Genomic DNA, 19,314 nt, shown 5'->3' with positions numbered 1-19,314 from the left:
TCCCAATCTCGAAAACACACTGCGCCGCGATCGTTTGCGGCGCGCGTTGCGATCCTGGGAAAAGCGCTAAAAAGCAGACTGGCGACGGCAAAAAGTGCCATCCTTTTCCTATAGATACGCCCAAATTATAAGGTATCATTACACGTTCGACTCACATCTGGATTGACCTGCCAGCGGCTTTCTCCTTGAATCGTTAAATTGCGAGAAACGTTTACGCGACACGTCTCATCCTGCGGTAGATTTCCTCGCGGATTTGCACTTCACGGCGAACCTTCGCCGCCCCGGCAAACCGTTATTTTTTCCGCTGCCGTCCCCGGCGCTCATAGCGACGCACGGCCACCCAGCGAGACAGGATTTTTGAATGTTCGGTTTTTTGCGCAGCTACTTTTCCAACGACCTGGCGATTGACCTCGGCACCGCCAACACGCTGATCTACATGCGCGGCAAGGGCATCGTCCTCGACGAGCCATCGGTCGTTTCAATTCGCCAGGAAGGCGGCCCGAACGGCAAGAAGACCATTCAGGCAGTCGGCAAGGAAGCCAAACAGATGCTCGGCAAAGTGCCGGGCAACATCGAGGCCATCCGCCCGATGAAGGACGGCGTGATCGCCGACTTCACCGTTACCGAGCAGATGATCAAGCAGTTCATCAAGACTGCACATGAATCCCGCATGTTCTCGCCGTCGCCGCGCATCATCATCTGCGTGCCGTGCGGGTCCACGCAAGTCGAGCGCCGCGCCATCAAGGAAGCAGCGCACGGCGCGGGCGCCTCGCAGGTTTATCTCATTGAAGAACCCATGGCCGCTGCCATCGGCGCAGGTCTGCCGGTTTCGGAAGCCACGGGCTCCATGGTCGTCGACATCGGCGGCGGCACGACGGAAGTCGGCGTCATCTCGCTTGGCGGCATCGTGTACAAAGGCTCGGTGCGCGTTGGCGGCGACAAGTTCGATGAAGCCATCGTCAACTACATCCGTCGCAACTACGGCATGTTGATCGGCGAGCAAACGGCTGAAGCCATCAAGAAGGAAATCGGTTCGGCGTTCCCCGGCTCCGAAGTGAAGGAGATGGAAGTCAAGGGCCGCAATCTTTCCGAAGGCATTCCGCGCAGCTTCACCATTTCCAGCAACGAAATTCTCGAAGCGCTGACCGACCCGCTGAATCAGATCGTCTCGTCGGTGAAGATCGCGCTGGAACAAACTCCGCCGGAACTCGGCGCGGATATCGCCGAACGCGGCATGATGCTGACTGGCGGCGGCGCGCTGTTGCGCGATCTCGACCGTCTGCTCGCGGAAGAAACCGGCTTGCCGGTGCTAGTCGCGGAAGATCCGCTGACCTGCGTCGTGCGCGGTTCGGGCATGGCGCTCGAACGCATGGACAAGCTCGGCAGCATCTTCTCCTACGAGTGATACGGCCGTGACCTTCAGACTTTGCTGTTCCACGACCTCACGGTCTTCAACGCGCAGTCTGAACGCACCCGCGTAACGCGACGCGCACACGGCCCGGCTCATGTCCGGGCCGTTGTTGAAACAGCGTAGGGCAGGCTCAGCCGAAACCGGCAAACCTGCAGCATCGATCCACCCGCTCACGCCCTCGGCGCCGACCATGGAATACAGTCCGCCGCCACTTTTCAAGCAAGGCCCTTCCGCGCTCGCGCGACTGATCTTCTTTGTGGTGCTCGCCATCGCATTGCTCGTTTCGGATGCGCGGTTCAATACGCTGGAAATTGCGCGCGGCATGCTCGGCGCCGGCCTCTATCCGCTGCAACGCGCGGCGCTCGTGCCACGCGACATCTTCATGGGCGCGGCCGACCTCGCGGTTACGAGCGCCACCTTGCGCAGCGAGAACCGCAAGCTCTCCGACAAGAATCTGGACCTGTCCGTCAAGGCGGGCGATGCCTCTCAGCTTTCGGCTGAGAACGCGCATCTGCGTGCATTGCTGAATCTGCAATCGCGCGCGACGACGCAAACCACGCCCGTCGAAATCCAATACGACACGCGCGATCCTTTCACGCAGAAAGTCGTGATCGGCAAGGGTTCGCAGCAAAACATCCAGGATGGCGCGCCCGTCGTGACAGAAGACGGCGTGATCGGTCAGGTCACGCGCGTGTTTCCGTTGCAATCGGAAGTCACGCTGCTGACGGACAAGGATCAAGCGGTGCCGGTGCAGATCGCGCGCACGGGTTTGCGCAGCGTGATCTACGGCACGCCGAAAGGCGACACACTCGACCTGCGCTTCGTGCCGATCAGCGCCGACGTCCAAGCTGGCGACGAGCTCGTGACGAGCGGTCTCGATGGCATCTATCCGCCGGGACTCGCGGTGGCCAAAGTGTTGCGCGTCGACAAGCAGGCGGATACGGCATTCGCGCGCGTCGTCTGCGTGCCTATCGCCGCTGTTCGCGGCGCGCGTCAGTTGCTCGTGCTGCATTACAACGTGAACGTGCCGCCGAATCCGATCGAAGTCGAAGCCGCCGCCGCTGCAAAGGAAGCGAAAGAGAACAAGGGCAAGAAGAAGCCTACTGCGAAGGCCACGGTCTCCGCTGAAGGTGCAAGCGGCGCATCGGCGACGTCGGCCGCGTCGGCTGCCGCTCCGGTATCCGCTCCCGCTGCCGTGGAAAAGCCCGGCGCGAAACCTGCCGCGGCGAAAGCCGCCTCGGCCGCTACCGCCCGGCCATCGCAAAAAGCGCATATGCCTAAGCCCGCATCCGCGAGGGCCGCGCAATGAACCGCCCGCAATACATTCTTCAGCCGGTCAATCCGTACTTCATCACCTTCAGCCTCGCTGCAGCGTTTCTGCTGAATCTGGTGCCTTGGGGCCGGCTTATCGGCATACCGGATTTCGTCGCGCTCGTGCTGCTGTTTTGGAACGTCCATCAGCCGCGCAAGGTGGGCATGGGCATCGCGTTTCTGCTTGGGCTGTTGATGGACGTGCATAACGCGAATCTGCTCGGCGAACATGCGCTGGCTTATACCTTGTTGTCTTATGGCGCGATTACCATTCACAGGCGTGTCCTGTGGATGTCCCTGCCTGTACAAACCTTCGTCGTCGCGCCGCTTTTGGTGGGCGCGCATCTCGTGCCGTTCGTAATCCGCCTGATGACGGGCGCCGCGTTTCCCGGCTGGAGTTATCTCGTCAACGGATTTGTCGAAGCCGCGCTCTGGCCGGTCACGAGTTTTCTGCTGCTGATACCGCAACGACGCGCCGCCGATCCCGACGATACGCGCCCGATCTGAGCGCCACCGCGCGCGTGCCGCCCCCGATGCGAACGCGCGCGGACTACACTTGAATCGCGACCCACCGCGAAAGCTGCATGACCGAAATAAAGAACACCGAGCAACAGTTGTCCAGATTCCGCCTGCGCGTCGCGGCGGCGGGAATGTTCGTGTTCGTCTGCTTCGGTTTGATCGGCCTGCGTTTCCTCTATCTGCAGGTCTGGAACTTCAGCAAATACTCGTTGCAGGCAAACGAGAACCGCATCTCCGTGGCGCCGATCGTGCCGAACCGCGGCATCATCACCGATCGCAACGGCGTGGTGCTGGCGAAGAACTATTCCGCGTATACGCTCGAAATCACGCCGTCCAAGATCACCGCGTCGCTCGACGACACCATCGACGCACTCTCGCAAGTCATTCCTATCGATTCACGCGATCGCCGGCGTTTCAAGAAGCTGCTGGAAGACTCGAAGAACTTCGAAAGCCTGCCAATCCGCACGCGTCTCACCGACGACGAAGTCGCCAAGTTCACCGCGCAGCATTACCGCTTTCCAGGCGTCGAAGTGCGCGCGCGGCTCTTCCGGCAATATCCGCTCGGCATGACGGCCGCGCACGTCATCGGCTATATCGGGCGAATTTCGCAGCGCGATCAGGAGCGTATCGACGACGCGAGCGACGCCAACGACGAAGCCTCCGATCACTACGATCCGCGTCTCGACGCCAACAACTACAAGGGCACGGATTACGTCGGCAAGATCGGGGTCGAGCAGAGCTACGAAACCGAACTGCATGGTCTGACAGGTTTCGAGGAAGTCGAAGTCACGGCGGGCGGCCGCCCGGTCCGCACGATGTCGCGCACGCAGGCGACGCCCGGCAACAACCTCGTGCTGTCGCTCGATATCGGGCTGCAGCAGGTCGCCGAGCAAGCATTCGCGGGCAAGCGCGGCGCGCTCGTGGCAATCGAGCCATCGACGGGCGACGTGCTCGCGTTCGTGTCCGCGCCGAGCTTCGATCCGAATTCCTTCGTCGATGGTATCGATCAGCAGACGTGGGACGCGCTCAACAACTCGCCCGATCATCCGTTGCTGAATCGTCCGCTGCATGGCACGTATCCGCCGGGCTCGACCTATAAGCCGTTCATGGCGCTCGCCGCGCTCACGCTGCACAAGCGCACGCCCGGCTGGGGCTTTCAGGACCCCGGGTTCTTCACGTTCGGCGGTCACACGTTCCGCAACGACGTGCGCTCGGGTCAGGGCTGGGTGGACATGAATCGCGCGATCGTCGTGTCGAACGACACGTACTTCTACATGCTCGCGCGCGACCTCGGCGTGAACGCGATGGCCGGCTTCATGAAGCCGTGGGGATTCGGCCAAATTACCGGGATCGACATTTCGGGTGAGGCGCGCGGCATTCTTCCGTCGACGGAATGGAAGCGCAAGGCGTATCGCAAGCCGGAGCAGCAACGCTGGTACGAAGGCGAAACGATCAGCCTTGGCATCGGGCAGGGCTACAACTCGTTCACCATCCTGCAACTCGCGCACGCCACGGCGACGCTTGCCAATAACGGCGTCGTGATGAAGCCGCACCTGGTGCGCGACATCGAGAATCCGCTGACGAAGGCCATGCGCGTCGTAGTGCGCGACCCGAGCGACAAGATTCCCGTGCGCCAGCAAGACGTCGACTTCATCAAGCGCGCAATGGAAGGCGTCATCACGAACGGTACGGCCGCGAAGCTCTTCGTGGGCGCGCCTTATCAGGCAGCGGGCAAGACCGGAACCGCGCAGGTTTACTCGCTGCAGGGCGCGAACTATCACGGTCATGCGACGGCCGAGCATTTGCGCGACCACGCGTTGTTCATCGCGTTTGCGCCGGCCGAGCAGCCAAAGATCGCGCTTGCGCTGATCGTCGAAAACGGCGGCTGGGGCGCGGAATCGGCGGGGCCGGTCGCGCGCAAGGTGCTCGACTATTATCTGGTCGATCGTATGAAGCCTGGCGCCGAGGCGGCCGCGATCGAAGCCGCCGCATCCGCGACCACGGACGCCGGCCTACCGATGATCGGCGGCACGCAATCGCCCGTCGCGGCGGCGCTGCCGGCCTCGGTGGTGAACGCGTCGCCGGCGTTCTCGCCGCTGGCGGCGTCGAATCCGGCGGTGGCTCGGGCTGCATCGGCGCCGGCGTTGCCCGCATCATCGCCGAAAGCAGCGAACGCGCGCATCGCTTCGGCGCCAGCGGCGGCGTCTGCAGCACGGGCCGCGAACGCGCGCGTCGCTTCGGCGCCTGCCGCGGCGTTGCCCGCGTCCGCGCCGGGCCGCAAGCCCGCGCCGAACAAACGACCCGCCGAGCCCACGCCGACGATGGTTCGCAGTAACCCGAACGACGCCGTGCGCACGCTGGCGCCGTCCGGCGGTATCGACGAATAAAGGATGACCGGCATGCAACTCACCTTCGACAAGCACGTCTGGAAAGAGCACGCAAAGCGCATGTTCGCGGGCTTCGACAAGCCGCTCGCGCTGATCGTCTTCTTGTTGCTGTGCGTGGGAATCGTGACTCTGTATAGCGCGAGTATCGACATGCCGGGCCGCGTGGAAGACCAACTGCGCAACATCATGCTGACCTTCGGGCTGATGTGGGTGCTCGCCAATATCCCGCCGCAAACGCTGATGCGCTTCGCCGTCCCGCTATACACCGTCGGCGTGGCGCTGCTGATAGCGGTCGCGGCGTTCGGGCTCACGCGCAAGGGTGCAAAACGCTGGCTCAATGTCGGCGTGGTGATTCAGCCGTCGGAAATCATGAAGATAGCGATGCCGCTCATGCTCGCGTGGTATTACCAGCGGCGTGAAGGCAACATTCGCTGGTGGGATTACGTTGCCGGGTTCGTCATTCTGCTGCTGCCCGTTGCGCTGATCGCCAAGCAGCCGGACCTCGGGACGGCAGTGCTCGTGTTCGCGGCGGGGATGTTCGTCATCTATTTCGCCGGGCTCAGTTTCAAGCTGATCGTGCCGGTGCTCGCGGCGGCCGTGGTCGTCATCGCGTGCGTGGCGGTGTTCCAGAACCGCATCTGCCAGCCCGAAGTGAACTGGCCGATGATGCACGACTATCAAAAGCATCGTATCTGCACGCTGCTCGATCCGACTTCAGACCCGCTCGGCAAAGGCTTTCACACCATTCAGGCGGTGATTGCCATCGGCTCCGGCGGCACGCTCGGCAAGGGCTGGCTGAAGGGCACGCAGGCGCACCTGGAATTCATCCCCGAAAAGCACACGGACTTCATCTTCGCGGTGTTCGCCGAGGAATTCGGCCTTGCGGGCGGGCTCGTGCTGCTCTTTCTCTATATGGCGCTGATCGCGCGCGGTCTGTTCATCGCGGCAAACGGCGCCACCTTCTTCGGGCGATTATTGGCCGGTTCGCTCACGCTCGCGTTCTTCACCTACGCGTTCGTCAATATCGGCATGGTGAGCGGAATTCTGCCCGTGGTCGGCGTGCCGTTGCCGTTCATGAGTTACGGCGGGACGGCGCTCACCACGCTCGGCGTCGCTGTTGGACTCATCATGAGCGTCGCGCGACAGAAGCGATTGATGCAAGGCTAGCCTCAATCCCCGTGTCCCGAAAAAGCCGCAGCGTCATGTTCACTGCGGCTTTTGCTTTTCCAGCTCCGCGCTCAGTTGCAGGTACTTGAGCTTCGCCGCCGGATCGCCTTGCGCGGCCGCCGCCGCGTAATAAGCACGCGCGACGTTGAGATTGCGCTCGACGCCATCGCCGCCACGTTCGTAGAACGATCCCGCCACGTATTGCGCGGTCATGTCGCCGCCTTCCGCCGCCTTCTTGTACCAGGTGAATGCCTGCTCGTTGTCTCGCGTGGTGCCGCGTCCATCGAGGAACTGGTTGGCGAGCGCGAGTTCCGCCTGCACGTGTCCCTGACTCGCGGCGCGCAAGAACCAGCGATGCGCTTCCGCCGGGTCCTTGTCCACGAACTGGCCGTCGTCGTACATCTTGCCGTACACGAACTGCGCGTGAGACATGTTGGCGTCGGCGGCGCTACGCAACCACTTCTTGCCTTCGGGGACATTTGCGGGACCGCCTTCGCCGTTCAGCAGCATCATCGCGTAATTGAATTCGGCGAGGCGGCTGCCCTTTTGCGCGGCGCGACGGAACTGCGAACGCGCTGAGACGAGATTGCCCGCGTTGTAATCGGCGACGGCGTTTTGCGTCGCGAGGTCCGTCGGCTTTGGCATCGTCTGCGACTGCGCGTTGGCCGCGAACGCCGCGCCGAACATCAAACAGGCTGCAGCGATGCCGCCACGCCAAGCCGTGTTCATGCTCTTGCCTCCTGCAAAGCCTGGCGCGTCGCCTTCAGGAGCCACATGACGTCGGCGGCGAGCGCGATCAGGTTGATGCCGGCTTGCGCATATTGTCGCGCGCCAGCGACATCGATCGCGAAAATGCCGCTCGCGATGCCCGCGCGCTTCGCGGCTGCCGCAACCTTGTCGATGGCTGCCTGCACATCCGGGTGCTTCATGTCGCCGAGATGGCCGAGGCTTGCCGCGAGATCCGCGGGCCCGATGAAGAGGCAGTCTATGCCGGGCGTCGCCGCGATCTCGTCGACGGCTTCGAGCGCCGCCACCGATTCGATCTGCACGATGGTCGCGATCTGCGCGTTCGCGCCCGTCACGTAGTCGCGCCGCATGCCGTACGCAGCCGCGCGCACCATGCCCGCGACGCCGCGCAAGCCGTCGAGCTGGGCTTCGGTCGGATACTGCGTGAGCTGCACGATGCGCGCGGCATCCTCGGCCGATTGCACGTTGGGGAACATCAGCGTGCGCGCGCCCGCGTCCAGCACGCGCTTGACGAGCCAGCCATCCGAGAACGGCACGCGCACGATCGGCTCGCTCGGCAGATGCGCCGCCGCGATCGCGCGCAACTGATCGACGACGTCGCGGCTATCGTTCGGCGAGTGCTCCATGTCGATACACAGCCAGTCGAAGCCCGCGTGCGCGAGCGCTTCGGCGGCATCGGCGCTGCCGAGCGACAGCCACAGGCCGAAGAGCGCGCCGGGTTCGGCGAGACGTTGCTTGAGGGGATTCGTGAAGGTGCTCATAGCGCGGCTCCTGTAAGTTGGGCGCGCTTCGAGAAGCAGAAAAACGGCGGAAGGAATGACGGCATTACTCGCGCTCCGTTTGTGTCGCCGCGGAAGACGGGCGATTCAACGAGCGATGATACCGTGACGGCGACGCAGGCGTGGGCCGCGCCGCCGGATGCGTCAGGCGTGTTCCACGTCGGCCCAACAATTGGGCGTTTCGTACAAGCGAAGGCGCTTGAGCTTGAGATTGACGCCGTAATGCGCGTCGTAGACTTCCGCGAGAATCTTGAACGCGACCGCCGCCATATTCTCGACCGTCGGAATGCGGTCGAACACGACGGTCTTGTGATCGGCCATCGACTGCAAGAAATCGCGTACTTTCACGTCGCCTTCGTAGACGATGAAAGCGTGATCCCACTTGTTGACGAGATGCTCCATGGCGAGCGACTTCACATCCGCGAAGTCCATGACCATGCCGCGATCGGGCGCGCCTTCGACATCCACGAGATCGCCTTGCAGCGTGATTTCGAGCACGTAACGATGCCCGTGCAAATTGCGGCACTGACTGCGGTGATCGGGGATGCGGTGGCCCGCATCGAATTCGAGTTTTCGGGTAATCGTCTGCACGTCGGCGGGACCGTCTGTCAGGGAATGTTCAAATATTTATGCGTCTGCATCGACAGCCGCCACTTGGGATGCCGCTTGCACCAGTCGACCGCGAGCTTCGTGTTGATGTCGCGCGACGGGCCGTCCATTGGCTGGACGAGGAAGTACTCGAAATCGAGCTTTTCGTAATCGGCGAGGCGCTGGTTGTCCTGCGGCACGACGACCTTCAGCTCATGGCCCTTGGTCACAACGAGCGGTGCGTCGGCTTTCGGACTCACGCAAATCCAGTCGATGCTGTCGAGTACCGGCAGCGAGCCATTCGTTTCGATAGCCATTTCGAAGCCAGCGCCGTGAAGGGCATCGACGAAAGGCTGGTCGATTTGCAGCATCGGTTCGCCGCCCGTGCAGACGACGAACTTGTTCGCCTCGCCTTCGGGCCAGAGCGAGGCGATCATCGCGACGAGTTCGGCGGGCGTGCGGTATTTGCCGCCGTTCTCGCCATCGGTGCCGACGAAGTCGGTATCGCAGAACTGGCAGACGGCTTCAGCGCGATCCTGCTCGCGACCCGACCACAGATTGCAGCCGGCAAAGCGGCAAAACACGGCCGGACGCCCGGCGTTCGCGCCCTCGCCTTGCAACGTGTAGAAGATTTCCTTCACTGCGTACGTCATGACTGCTCTGTGATCAATTGAAGTTCAAACCGGCGCAATAGTGACTTGCTCGCCCGCGCGGTATGCCTCGTAACCGCGTTTGCGCAGCTTGCACGCCGGGCATTGGCCGCAGCCGAAGCCCCAGTCGTGTAGCTCGGCGCGCTCGCCTACATAGCACGTGTGCGTTTCGACGCGGATCAATTCGACGAGCGCGTCGCCGCCGAGCGTTTCAGCCAAACGCCACGTGTCGGCCTTGTCGAGCCACATCAGCGGCGTTTCAAGCGCGTAACGCGTCTCCATGCCGAGATTGAGCGCCACTTGCAGCGCTTTCATGGTGTCGTCACGGCAATCGGGATAGCCGGAGAAATCCGTCTCGCACATGCCGCCGACGAGAACTTTCAATCCGCGCCGATACGCCACCGCCGCCGCGATCGTCATGAACAACAGATTGCGTCCGGGCACGAAGGTGTTCGGCAGGCCGCTTGCGGTCGACTGAATCTCGATTTCGCGTGTCATCGCGGTATCGCTGATGGCGCCGAGAACCGATAGATCGATTGTGTGGTCTTCGCCGAGCCGCTCAGCCCAATGCGGAAAATCGCGCAGCACGGCGGCGCGAAAACCGTCACGACACTCGAGTTCGACGCGATGCCGCTGACCATAGTCGAAACCCAGCGTCTCGACGGTCTTATAGCGTTCGAGCGCCCAGGCAAGGCATGTAGCCGAGTCCTGTCCGCCGGAAAACAGCACGAGCGCGCTGTCCTTAGCGTCTGTACGAGTCACCGTGAAACTCCGTGTTTTGAGATTGGCCTACGGGCCATGTCGCCGGTCGGTAAGAGAGACATGCTTTTACCCCGACGTTTCAGTATAGGCCGACGACCCTTTCCCCACGTGCGGCGACTCTTTATGTCCCATATACGAAGGCGTCGCCAGAATTCGCACGCTTTTTACCGGCCGCGCCTGTAAGCCACAACGTCGAAAAACAAAAAGGACCTGCGGTCCGAGGACAGGCAAGTCCTTAATTCGATGCGGATTTTATCACGCAGCGCGATTGTTTGCCGATCGTTAGGCTGGCTGCGTCGAGCAAAGAGTTACCCAAAACGCTTCGAAGATTCAGCACGGATTATCGGTAAAGGCCGGCGATACGCACCGAATTCTGGTTGTTGGAGACATACCACCACGCGGCTGAAGGTCATTCTTCTTTAAGGAAATGCCGTCACTTGAATGAATCATCTTTTCCACACACGCGGTCGTGGATGACCTTCCGGTTATCCGTCGTAACTGCGTGCGACACACTCGAATTCGGAAATATATACTTATTGGCCAAAATGAAATCAGCAAAACTGTCTTTATAAGCTAAAGGTCCGCGCCGATGAGTCGTAATTCTAGGTAATCGTCCCGAAAGACGGTTTGCGTCAAGCAATAAGTTCCGCTTTACCAGAATTCGCGCCTGAAGGCGAATTCAACGCGCAAACGTTTAAACGCAGCAAGCGCGTGGCTTTTTCTTCGTGCCGGTCCATAGGTAATACGCCGCAATCGCTCCAGGCGCTCGAAACGCGTGGACGAACGGTGTGGGTCCGGCTGTCTGGCAGCGTCCGGCATCTGCCGTTGGACTGATCTGCCCACCCTTCGGGGCAATTTCATTCGGCATGCGAATGAACTCGCTCCCGGCACCCATCCGCAGGGTTAAGCGGGACGCAGGTCCGTAACCGATTTGCCGATTTATTTCCGGCGCTTTGGTCAACGCACTCATTTTCTGAGCCGACGCACAACACATCATTAGTAACGCTAACTAATAATATGAAGAATTCGACCCATACCCCTGCCCGTTTCGCCTTCACCGCTCCCAAGGCAAGTCTGATTGCCGCCACGATCGTCGCCAGCGTGCTGCTCACCGCGTGCGGCGGGGCCGGCAACGACGCCTTCGACCTCGCATCGACCGCGGAAGCCTCGAAGCGCAACACATCGGCATTCGTCGTGACGGCGCCGACGGTCAACGCAACCGCGACCGGCACCGTGACCGTGAAAGGCACGACCGGATCGAAATGGACCACGGTTTCTGTCGTCGACATGACGACGGGCAACAAGGTAGCGCGCGATGCCGTGCCCGCAAGCGGCGCATTCTCGACGACCGTCGATACCACGCGCCAGGTCAACGGCGTGCATACGTGGCAGATCACGGCGGCGAATGCATCGAACAGCGTGCGCTCGGTGCAAAACGTCAGCGTGACGGTGTCGAACACGAAGGCCACGCCGCCCGCCACGCCGACCACCACCAAGATCTTCTACGGCGCGAACGGCCACAATAACGAAGGCGGCGCATACGACATTTCCAGCCCCGCGCTGCAACTGTCGCAACTGCAGGATCTCGGCGTGAAGCTGTACCGCAACGAGGTCTATAGCCAGGCTGCGGCGACCAAGCTCGCGGGCATTGCGAAGACGATGGCGGCAGGCGGCGTGACCGTGTATCCGGTGATGCTGATGGGTATCGACTTCAACAGCGAAACCGATGCTTATAACGCAGGCTTCGCGCTCGGCCAGCAAACGGCCGCCGCGAACAAGTATCCGTACTATGAAGTCAGCAACGAACTCGAAGCGGACTGCCTCACAGGCAACGTGGATGGCGTCTATCCCCAGCACTTCGACAACAAGAAGTTCCAGCTTGCGCGTGGCGTGATCCGCGGCATGATCGCCGGCGTGAAGTCGGTGGATACGGCGGGCAAGATCATCATGGGCGGCGGCGCGTGGATGCACTACGGCTTCGACCAGATGCTCGCGGCCGGCACGCAGCCGGACGGCACGACGGGTCACCCGGTTGTGAGCTGGGACGTCACCGCATGGCACTGGTACTCGGACCAGGGCGACATCACGAACGCATGCGGCGGCACGGGCTGCCACGACATCCTCGCGACGCTGCAGGCAATGGGCAAGCCGATCTGGATCAACGAATTCGGCGTGCGTCCGAACATGGGCACGGATCAACAGATCGCGTCGTACCTCGTTGGCAACAAGATGATGGCGCAGTTCGTCTCGGTGGCGACGAAGTACAACATCCAGGCTATCCAGACGTACGAACTGTACGACGATCCGGCGGGCGGCGAAGGTGCTTACGGTCTGATCAAGAACGACGGCAAGACGGTGAAGGCGGCTTACACGGCATTCAAAAACTTCGTCACGGCAAACCCGAAGTAAAGATGTTCTTCCAAGCGGCTCGCAGTAGGGGCCGCAACAAGCAAAAAAAGCGGACAGGCAAATCAAACGCCTGTCCGCTTTTTCGCTTGTTTCGTGCAGATACCGAGCCTGACAAAGGCCCGCCGCAAAAGAAAAAGCCCGAGAGTGATGACACTCTCGGGCTTCTTAATTCTGGTGGCCTGGGACGGAATCGAACCATCGACACGCGGATTTTCAATCCGCTGCTCTACCAACTGAGCTACCGGGCCATCGGAGAAGTGAGACTATATCAGAGTGATGCACGAGGCTCAAGCCTTGAGCCGAATTTTTCTCCAATTCGACGCAATCGGCTCGATGCCGCGGGTCAAACGTCGTTCTTGTTCTTTCCGAGATCGACGCCCAATTGCTTGAGCTTGCGGTACAAGTGTGTACGTTCGAGCCCCGTCTTTTCGGCGACGCGCGTCATGCTGCCGTTCTCGCGCGCGAGGTGATATTCGAAGTACGCGCGCTCGAAAGCATCGCGGGCGTCGCGCAAGGGAATATCGAACGAGATCGATGCCGTCTGTCCCGCGTTCGGCGATGCCCCACCCGAAGCCACGTCGCCGGGTGTGGCGTTCAACGCCGACGCGCTCGGCAGCGCAGCGGCCACCGGCACGCCGGATGCCCCCGCGCTCGTCAGCGGCTTGGTCGATGACACGACCGCGGGCGCCGCGCTTCCATGCGCCAGACCCTGCTCGACCGCCTTAAGCAGTTTCTGCAACGCGATCGGCTTCTCGAGAAAATTGAGCGCGCCGATCTTCGTCGCTTCGACGGCCGTGTCGATGGTCGCGTGCCCCGACATCATGATGACCGGCATCGTGAGCTTGCCCTGCGCGGCCCACTCCTTCAGCAGCGTTACGCCGTCGGTGTCGGGCATCCAGATGTCGAGCAGCACGAGGTCGGGCGTCTGCTGCAAGCGGTAGTCGCGCGCGTGTTGCGCGTTCTCCGCCACGTCCACCACGTGGCCTTCGTCGCTCAGGATCTCGGAGAGCAGTTCCCGGATCCCCATTTCATCGTCTACTACCAGGATGGTCGCCATTTAAGCTGCCCTTGTCTGCACTGTTGCTTTTGTCGTTCCGTGATTCACTGCCGTGCCCGTTCCCCGCGTCGTCGCGCCGGGAGCGGCGGTATCGTCCGCGAGTTGAAGAAACAGAATCGATATCTGCGCGCCTTCGATGACATCCGCGTTCTTCGACCGATTGCGAATGTCGATCCGCGCGCCGTGCTCGTCGACGATCTTCTTCACCGTTGCAAGTCCTAGTCCCGTGCCCTTTGCTTTCGTCGTGACGTACGGCTCGAAAGCGCGTGACAAGATGCGCGCCGGGAAGCCCGAACCGTTGTCCGACACCGTGAGCCGTACCGCGACACGCGCATGGCCCGATGCGTCAGGCTCGCCATATTCTACTGTTCTCGTTTCGAGAAGCACGCGCGGCTCCGCGACATCGGCCACGGCGTCCTGCGCGTTCTGCAACAGGTTGTGAATCACCTGTCTTATCTGCGTGGCATCGCCGCGAATTACCGGGAGTTTCGTGAGGTCCACCTTGATCGCGCTCTTGCCTTCCTCGATGCCGTACAAGGTAAGCACTTCGGCGACCAATTCGTTCAATTGCAGATTACCGAGGACGGCCGGCGGCGTACGCGCATATTCGCGGAAATCGTCGACCATCTGCTTCATCGCCTGCACCTGATTGACGATGGTCGTCGATGCGCGCCTCAGCACTTCGGCGTCCGGCGCGGCAAGTTTGTCCGCGAGCTTCATTTGCAGACGTTCGGCGGAAAGCTGAATGGGCGTGAGCGGATTCTTGATCTCATGCGCAAGGCGCCGCGCCACTTCGCCCCAAGCCACGGAACGCTGCGCGGAGATCACGTCGGAGATATCGTCGAACACGACGACATAGCCGGTGGTTTCCGCGTCGTCGGAGTCGGCGTCGGTGGCGCTCAGCAACTGCGTGCCGCGCACGAGCAAGGTGAGCGGCTCGTTCTCGCCAGGCACCGTCACCGCGACTTGCTGCTGCCAGTGTCCGCGATCGCCAATGGGATGCCCGCTGCCGACAGCGGCGGCATCGCGTTCGGCGAAGGCTTTCTTGACCATCGCGCCGAACTCGCCGAGGGCATCGATCTGATCGAGCGGCTGATTCAGCAAGCCGATAAACCGCTGCCGGAAGATGCGTTCCGCGCCGCGATTGACAGTGGTGAGCCGAAACTGCCGGTCGAACACGAACACGCCCGCCGTGAGATTCGCGAGAATGCTTTCCAGATACGCCTTCGAATGCTCCAGCGCGATGCGGTTGTTTTCCACCGCCGCGCGCGCCTCGGAAAGCTGCCGCGTCATCGCGTTGAACGACTGCGTGAGAAAGCCGAGTTCATCGCGCGAATTGATCTCGCGTTTTGGCGTGTAGTCGCCTTCGGCCACCTCCTTCGTGCCTTGCGCGAGCAGGAACAGCGGTCGCGCGAGCTGATTGCCAAGCGCGAGCGCGAGCATCATCGCGATGAACGTGGCGAGAAAGAGCGCGAGCGTCAGCGTGCCGATATACATCTTGCGCAAGCCCGTGCGCCCCAGCCGCTTTTCCTGATATTCACGATACGCGCGCTGCACGGCATCCGCGTTGCGCGCGAGTTCCTGACTCACCGGCTGCTCGATCTGCAGGAAGCGATCGACGTGCTGAAACTCCGTGGTCGTCGTGGGATCGGGGATCTTCGTGATCACCCGCAATCGCAACGCGCCTTTCGGCCCGGTGGACGATGGATCGCCGTCGATCTCGCCTTCTATTGCGCCATATGGATGATCTTGCGCCTCCTTCAGCATCGAGCCGGTCGGCTCGTTCGTCGGCAACAGCGAATAGTAGTTGCCCGAGGCCTGCGCGATAGTGCGCAATCCCGACACGCGCTGCGTGCCGTTATTCGCGGACAGATCTTCGCGGTTGTACTGATCGCGCGGACGTTCAAACACGACCGCGTCCTGAATGTTGTATTGATCGCGCAACCGCAGGAGCGAAAGCGTGAGACTCGACTGATCCGCGCTAGCAAGCTGATCGCTCATTTGCCGGCCGCGCGCCTTGAAGTCGGCGAGCGATGTCTGCAACATGCCGCGCCCGAGCGTGAGACCCGACGTGAGCGCGGTCTCGACGTTCACGTCGAACCATGATTCGATACTGCGCGACACGAACTGATACGACACGACGTAGATGATCGCGCCCGGCAGCACGCCGACCAGCGCGAAGATCAACGCGAGCTTGGCCAGTAGCCGCGTGCCGAAGCGGCCCTGCCGCACGCGCGCCACGATGATCGCCGTGAGGCTGATCACGATCAGCATGAAGATGAGCGCAATCGCCACGTTCGCCGCGTAGAGCCAGCCGTAATAGCGGTCGAAGAATTCGGTATTGGCGCTGGCGAGCGCGAGCATCACGAGCAGCAGAACCGCCGTGACCGCCACTGTCGAGACCAGCAACCGGACGACGAGACTTTTCATGTCCGTGCGGCCGCGTCGAAATCTATTTCGCACGTTCTGCCGCCGTAAAAGTAAAACGCTTCCAGTCCGATGAGAGGTTCCAGTCGCGGTTGTTCACCGCGTCGATCTGGAACGGCTTGGGCATCAGCGCGATGTCGAGTTGCATGCGCACCGATGCGTTATAGGTTTCGCCGGGATGCACCTGATTGCGGTCGAAGACATGCCACGATGTCACGTGCTTGATCACCGCCATGGCTTCGTTGAGCGATGCAAAGCGCAATTGCAGGCCGCCGGTCGACACGCGATATTCATTGGTCAACGGCTGATAAGACAGCCGGATGCTCTGCGAAACATTCACCGGCTCCTCGTCGAACCAGTACCAGCGCGGCCGGGACAAGTTGAAGTCGATGGTGAAATAGAGCGGCACGCTGCGGTTCACGGCTTCTTCGAGGCTGCTGTTGAGGTCGAAGTCGAAATGGGCATCGAGATTCCAGCCGTTATTGTCCGACTGCAACGAAGCCCGCTGCACGGAAATGGTTTCGGCGAAGGCGAAATCCGCTGCCGCGAAATACAGGCAGAACGTCAGCGCGGTCCAGACGACGAGCGCGAGCCGAAGCGGAAAAAGGCGTTTGATCGTCACCGTTTCTGAAAGCGCGCGTAGAAGAATCCGTCGTGGTCCGCGCGGTAACTCGATGCAGCTTCCGCGTTCCCGTTCGATGGCTGGCCGGCCACTTGTTTACTGTCCCGTGACCCGTTTGCCGCGCCCGCGCCCGCACCGGCACGCGCCCTGGTCGGCAGCAACTGGCCCGGCGCGTCCAATCGTACCGCATCTTCATGCGTGCTTCCAAACCAGCGGGCCTGCTCTTCGCCTTCTTCGGGAAAGATCGAGCAAGTCACGTAGAGCAACTCGCCACCCTTGGCGACGAGCGGCCAGAGCGCCGTGAGAATGCGCCGCTGTTCTTCGACGAGCGTCGCGATGTCCGAGGGCCGCCGCAACCAGCGGATGTCCGGATGACGCCGCACGATGCCCGAGGCCGAACACGGCACGTCCGCGAGAATGCGATCGAACGGCGCGCCATCGAACCATTGCGAAGGATCGCCGGCATCGCCCACGCAAATCTCGGCGTGCAGCTTGAGGCGCGCGAGATTTTCGCCGATACGTCCCGCGCGAGTCGCATCGCTTTCCAGCGCGACGAGTTCGACATTCGCGAGTTCGAGGATATGACCGGTCTTGCCGCCAGGCGCGGCGCACGCGTCGAGCACGCGCATGCCGTCACGCGCGTCGAGCGCTTGTGCCGCGAGTTGCGCGCCCGCGTCCTGCACGGAGACGACGCCATCCGCGAAGCCCGGAATACGCTCGACCGGCATCGGTGTTTCAAGGCGCACCGCGTGCAGACCGGCGGCTTCCGCTTGGATATGTTCCTGCCGCAAGCGTTCGAGATAGGCATCGACGGTGGCGTGACGCGCGTTCACACGCAGCGTGAGCGGCGCCTGCACGTTGCCCGCATCGAGAATCTCTTGCCACGCGTCCGGCTGACCGCGCTTCACGGCGTCGATCCACCATTGCGGATAATTCCAGCGCGCGACTTCGCTCACACGCGCTTCTTCGAGGAGCGCATCGCGTTCGCGCAGAAAGCCGCGCAGCACGGCGTTGACGAGGCCCTTCGCGAAAGCAAACTCGCGGCGCGTGGCGATGGCGGTCACCGCCTGATCGACGACGGTGAACGGCGCGTAGGCCGCGTGCGCTTCGTCGTCGGTGAGCAGCGTGAACGCGCAGACCAGCACGTTGGCCACGTGCGGCGGCGGCGCCTTGCGGACGAGCTTATGCAAAAGCGCATCGGCAAGTGCGAGACGGCGCATCGCGCGATACGCAATGTCCTGAATCGCGCCACGTGCCGCCGGCTGTCTGCCCGCGGCGATAACCGTCTGCAAGGCGGCCGGCAACGCCGATCCCGCGCGCACGGCGCCGACCGCCTGCGCCGCGCCGTCGAGCGCGAACGCAAGGGAATCGGGAGCAAGATGCAGCGCGCTCAAATGAGTCGCTCCGCGCGCCGAGTGCGGCGCGGTGGAAAGTCGCCGGGAAGGCTTGTCGGTCATGTGTAAGGTCGTGCGACTTCGTGTGAACATCGATTCGAACGACGATTGTAACGTGCAAGGCTTCGTGGCCCGGTGCTTGCGCGTTTCGCACCACAAAAGGAAAAAGGCCGCGCCAGCGTGACTGGAACGGCCTTCGGTGTAACGCGTCGTGACGACGCCCCGGATTACATGCGCCCGGTGCGCGCCATTTCCATCAGGCGCGCGACGCGTTCTTCCGTCGCCGGGTGCGTCGAGAACCAGTTCGCGATGCTGCCGCCCGACAGCGGATTCATGATCATCATCTGCGCCGTGGCCGGGTGCGCTTCCGCCGTGGGGAACGGCACGCCGGACGCGTACGCGTGGATTTTCTCGAGCGCGCTGGCGAGCGCTTGTGGATCGCCGGAAATCTCCGCGCCGCCGCGATCCGCCTCGAATTCACGCGCGCGAGAAATGGCCATCTGGATCAACGCGCCCGCAATAGGCGCGAGGATAGCCACCGCGATGCTCGCAATCGGGTTCGACGGGCGCCCTTCGTCATCGCGGCCACCGAAGAACATGGCGAAGTTCGCGAGCGCGGAGATTGCACCGGCCATCGTCGCCGAAATGGTCGAGATGAGAATGTCGCGATGCTTCACGTGCGCCAGTTCGTGCGCCATCACGCCGCGCATTTCGCGCTCGGACAGCACGCGCAGGATGCCGGTGGTCGCCGCGACGGCCGCGTGTTCCGGATTGCGACCGGTTGCAAACGCGTTCGGCGCGTCTTCGTTGATGAGGTAGACACGCGGCATTGGCAACTGAGCGCGCGTGGCCAGGTCGCGCACCATGCGATAAAACTGCGGCGCAGTGGTTTCGTCGACCTCCTGCGCGTTGTACATGCGCAGGACCATCTTGTCCGAGAACCAATACGAAAAGAAATTCATGCCGAGCGCGACGACGAGCGCGAGCATCATGCCCTTCGACCCGCCGATCATCCCGCCGATCACGACGAAGAGGGCCGTGATCGCAGCCATCAGCATCGCGGTTTTGACCCAGTTGAACATGT

The 19,314-nt window shown here is 62.0% G+C and carries 16 protein-coding genes and 1 tRNA gene; 6 read left to right on the top strand and 11 right to left on the bottom strand.

Features of this window, described 5'->3' with window-relative positions; all coding sequences use genetic code 11:
- Window positions 1-361: 361 nt before the first annotated feature.
- From LDZ28_RS00200 to rodA, 5 genes are all read left to right on the top strand, one after another.
- On the top strand, window positions 362-1,405 hold the full coding sequence (locus LDZ28_RS00200; protein WP_004189550.1) for a rod shape-determining protein: 1,044 nt from the start codon (window positions 362-364) through the stop codon (window positions 1,403-1,405).
- Between the two features lie 196 nt (window positions 1,406-1,601).
- Window positions 1,602-2,720, top strand: coding sequence for a rod shape-determining protein MreC (mreC, locus tag LDZ28_RS00195; protein WP_244826744.1), 1,119 nt, complete (start codon window positions 1,602-1,604; stop codon window positions 2,718-2,720).
- Window positions 2,717-3,229 carry a rod shape-determining protein MreD gene (gene mreD / locus LDZ28_RS00190; RefSeq protein ID WP_244826743.1) on the top strand — a complete coding sequence of 171 codons (513 nt, stop codon included), beginning with the start codon at window positions 2,717-2,719 and terminating at the stop codon, window positions 3,227-3,229. The genes mreC and mreD overlap by 4 nt, the downstream gene beginning before the upstream one ends.
- A gap of 77 nt (window positions 3,230-3,306) precedes the next feature.
- Window positions 3,307-5,628: a penicillin-binding protein 2 gene (gene mrdA, locus LDZ28_RS00185; RefSeq protein WP_244826742.1), complete on the top strand. Its 2,322-nt coding sequence runs from the start codon at window positions 3,307-3,309 to the stop codon at window positions 5,626-5,628.
- A 12-nt stretch (window positions 5,629-5,640) separates the two neighbouring features.
- Window positions 5,641-6,795, top strand: coding sequence for a rod shape-determining protein RodA (gene rodA / locus LDZ28_RS00180; RefSeq protein ID WP_244826741.1), 1,155 nt, complete (start codon window positions 5,641-5,643; stop codon window positions 6,793-6,795).
- Between the two features lie 39 nt (window positions 6,796-6,834).
- On the opposite strand, the gene LDZ28_RS00175 is transcribed toward rodA, so the two are convergent.
- The 5 genes from LDZ28_RS00175 to queC all read right to left on the bottom strand — a co-directional run bounded on the left by LDZ28_RS00175 (window position 6,835) and on the right by queC (window position 10,321).
- The gene (locus tag LDZ28_RS00175) at window positions 6,835-7,524 is read right to left on the bottom strand and encodes a tetratricopeptide repeat protein (RefSeq protein WP_244826740.1); all 690 of its coding nucleotides are present in this window, start codon (window positions 7,522-7,524) and stop codon (window positions 6,835-6,837) included.
- Window positions 7,521-8,303, bottom strand: coding sequence for an HpcH/HpaI aldolase/citrate lyase family protein (locus tag LDZ28_RS00170; RefSeq protein WP_244826739.1), 783 nt, complete (start codon window positions 8,301-8,303; stop codon window positions 7,521-7,523). Before LDZ28_RS00170 ends, LDZ28_RS00175 begins: the two co-directional genes overlap by 4 nt.
- A gap of 162 nt (window positions 8,304-8,465) precedes the next feature.
- Window positions 8,466-8,912, bottom strand: a complete 447-nt coding sequence (gene queD, locus LDZ28_RS00165; RefSeq protein ID WP_244826738.1) for a 6-carboxytetrahydropterin synthase QueD — start codon at window positions 8,910-8,912, stop codon at window positions 8,466-8,468.
- Between the two features lie 17 nt (window positions 8,913-8,929).
- Entirely contained in the window at window positions 8,930-9,562 is a 633-nt protein-coding gene (gene queE, locus LDZ28_RS00160; protein WP_244826737.1) for a 7-carboxy-7-deazaguanine synthase, read from the bottom strand.
- Between the two features lie 24 nt (window positions 9,563-9,586).
- Window positions 9,587-10,321: a 7-cyano-7-deazaguanine synthase QueC gene (gene queC / locus LDZ28_RS00155; RefSeq protein WP_244826736.1), complete on the bottom strand. Its 735-nt coding sequence runs from the start codon at window positions 10,319-10,321 to the stop codon at window positions 9,587-9,589.
- 1,497 nt (window positions 10,322-11,818) lie between these two features.
- Between queC and LDZ28_RS00150 the strand changes: the two genes are divergently transcribed.
- Window positions 11,819-12,730, top strand: a complete 912-nt coding sequence (locus LDZ28_RS00150; protein ID WP_244828150.1) for a lipopolysaccharide biosynthesis protein — start codon at window positions 11,819-11,821, stop codon at window positions 12,728-12,730.
- Window positions 12,731-12,902: 172 nt separating this feature from the next.
- On the opposite strand, the gene LDZ28_RS00145 is transcribed toward LDZ28_RS00150, so the two are convergent.
- The 6 genes from LDZ28_RS00145 to htpX form a co-directional block, all read right to left on the bottom strand.
- A tRNA-Phe gene (locus LDZ28_RS00145) sits at window positions 12,903-12,978 on the bottom strand.
- 95 nt (window positions 12,979-13,073) lie between these two features.
- Complete coding sequence (esaR, locus tag LDZ28_RS00140) at window positions 13,074-13,787, bottom strand: response regulator transcription factor EsaR (RefSeq protein ID WP_244826735.1); 714 nt, start codon at window positions 13,785-13,787, stop codon at window positions 13,074-13,076.
- A complete protein-coding gene (locus LDZ28_RS00135; protein WP_305038165.1) occupies window positions 13,788-16,217 on the bottom strand; it encodes a PAS domain-containing sensor histidine kinase in 2,430 nt (809 codons plus the stop codon).
- A 22-nt stretch (window positions 16,218-16,239) separates the two neighbouring features.
- A complete protein-coding gene (locus LDZ28_RS00130) occupies window positions 16,240-16,836 on the bottom strand; it encodes a DUF4390 domain-containing protein (protein ID WP_244826733.1) in 597 nt (198 codons plus the stop codon).
- Window positions 16,833-18,293 (bottom strand): 16S rRNA (cytosine(967)-C(5))-methyltransferase RsmB, encoded by a 1,461-nt coding sequence (rsmB, locus tag LDZ28_RS00125; protein WP_244826732.1) that lies wholly within the window; start codon window positions 18,291-18,293, stop codon window positions 16,833-16,835. The genes LDZ28_RS00130 and rsmB overlap by 4 nt, the downstream gene beginning before the upstream one ends.
- A 164-nt stretch (window positions 18,294-18,457) precedes the next feature.
- Window positions 18,458-19,312 (bottom strand): zinc metalloprotease HtpX, encoded by an 855-nt coding sequence (htpX, locus tag LDZ28_RS00120; protein ID WP_244826731.1) that lies wholly within the window; start codon window positions 19,310-19,312, stop codon window positions 18,458-18,460.
- Window positions 19,313-19,314 lie beyond the last annotated feature (2 nt).

It is taken from the genome of Caballeronia sp. TF1N1 (assembly GCF_022878925.1).
Lineage (GTDB): Bacteria > Pseudomonadota > Gammaproteobacteria > Burkholderiales > Burkholderiaceae > Caballeronia.
Note: the sequence above shows the minus strand (reverse complement) of the source record. Positions and strands in the feature narration are given on the sequence as shown.

What these genes read in the sequence shown, in the direction of transcription:
- esaR (WP_244826735.1), bottom strand. Translation starts at nt 13,787, where the DNA reads ATGGCGACCATCCTGGTAGTAGACGATGAAATGGGGATCCGGGAACTG.
- htpX (WP_244826731.1), bottom strand. Translation starts at nt 19,312, where the DNA reads ATGTTCAACTGGGTCAAAACCGCGATGCTGATGGCTGCGATCACGGCC.
- mreC (WP_244826744.1), top strand. Translation starts at nt 1,602, where the DNA reads ATGGAATACAGTCCGCCGCCACTTTTCAAGCAAGGCCCTTCCGCGCTC.
- rsmB (WP_244826732.1), bottom strand. Translation starts at nt 18,293, where the DNA reads ATGACCGACAAGCCTTCCCGGCGACTTTCCACCGCGCCGCACTCGGCG.
- LDZ28_RS00175 (WP_244826740.1), bottom strand. Translation starts at nt 7,524, where the DNA reads ATGAACACGGCTTGGCGTGGCGGCATCGCTGCAGCCTGTTTGATGTTC.
- mrdA (WP_244826742.1), top strand. Translation starts at nt 3,307, where the DNA reads ATGACCGAAATAAAGAACACCGAGCAACAGTTGTCCAGATTCCGCCTG.
- mreD (WP_244826743.1), top strand. Translation starts at nt 2,717, where the DNA reads ATGAACCGCCCGCAATACATTCTTCAGCCGGTCAATCCGTACTTCATC.
- LDZ28_RS00170 (WP_244826739.1), bottom strand. Translation starts at nt 8,303, where the DNA reads ATGAGCACCTTCACGAATCCCCTCAAGCAACGTCTCGCCGAACCCGGC.
- LDZ28_RS00200 (WP_004189550.1), top strand. Translation starts at nt 362, where the DNA reads ATGTTCGGTTTTTTGCGCAGCTACTTTTCCAACGACCTGGCGATTGAC.
- rodA (WP_244826741.1), top strand. Translation starts at nt 5,641, where the DNA reads ATGCAACTCACCTTCGACAAGCACGTCTGGAAAGAGCACGCAAAGCGC.
- queE (WP_244826737.1), bottom strand. Translation starts at nt 9,562, where the DNA reads ATGACGTACGCAGTGAAGGAAATCTTCTACACGTTGCAAGGCGAGGGC.
- LDZ28_RS00135 (WP_305038165.1), bottom strand. Translation starts at nt 16,217, where the DNA reads ATGAAAAGTCTCGTCGTCCGGTTGCTGGTCTCGACAGTGGCGGTCACG.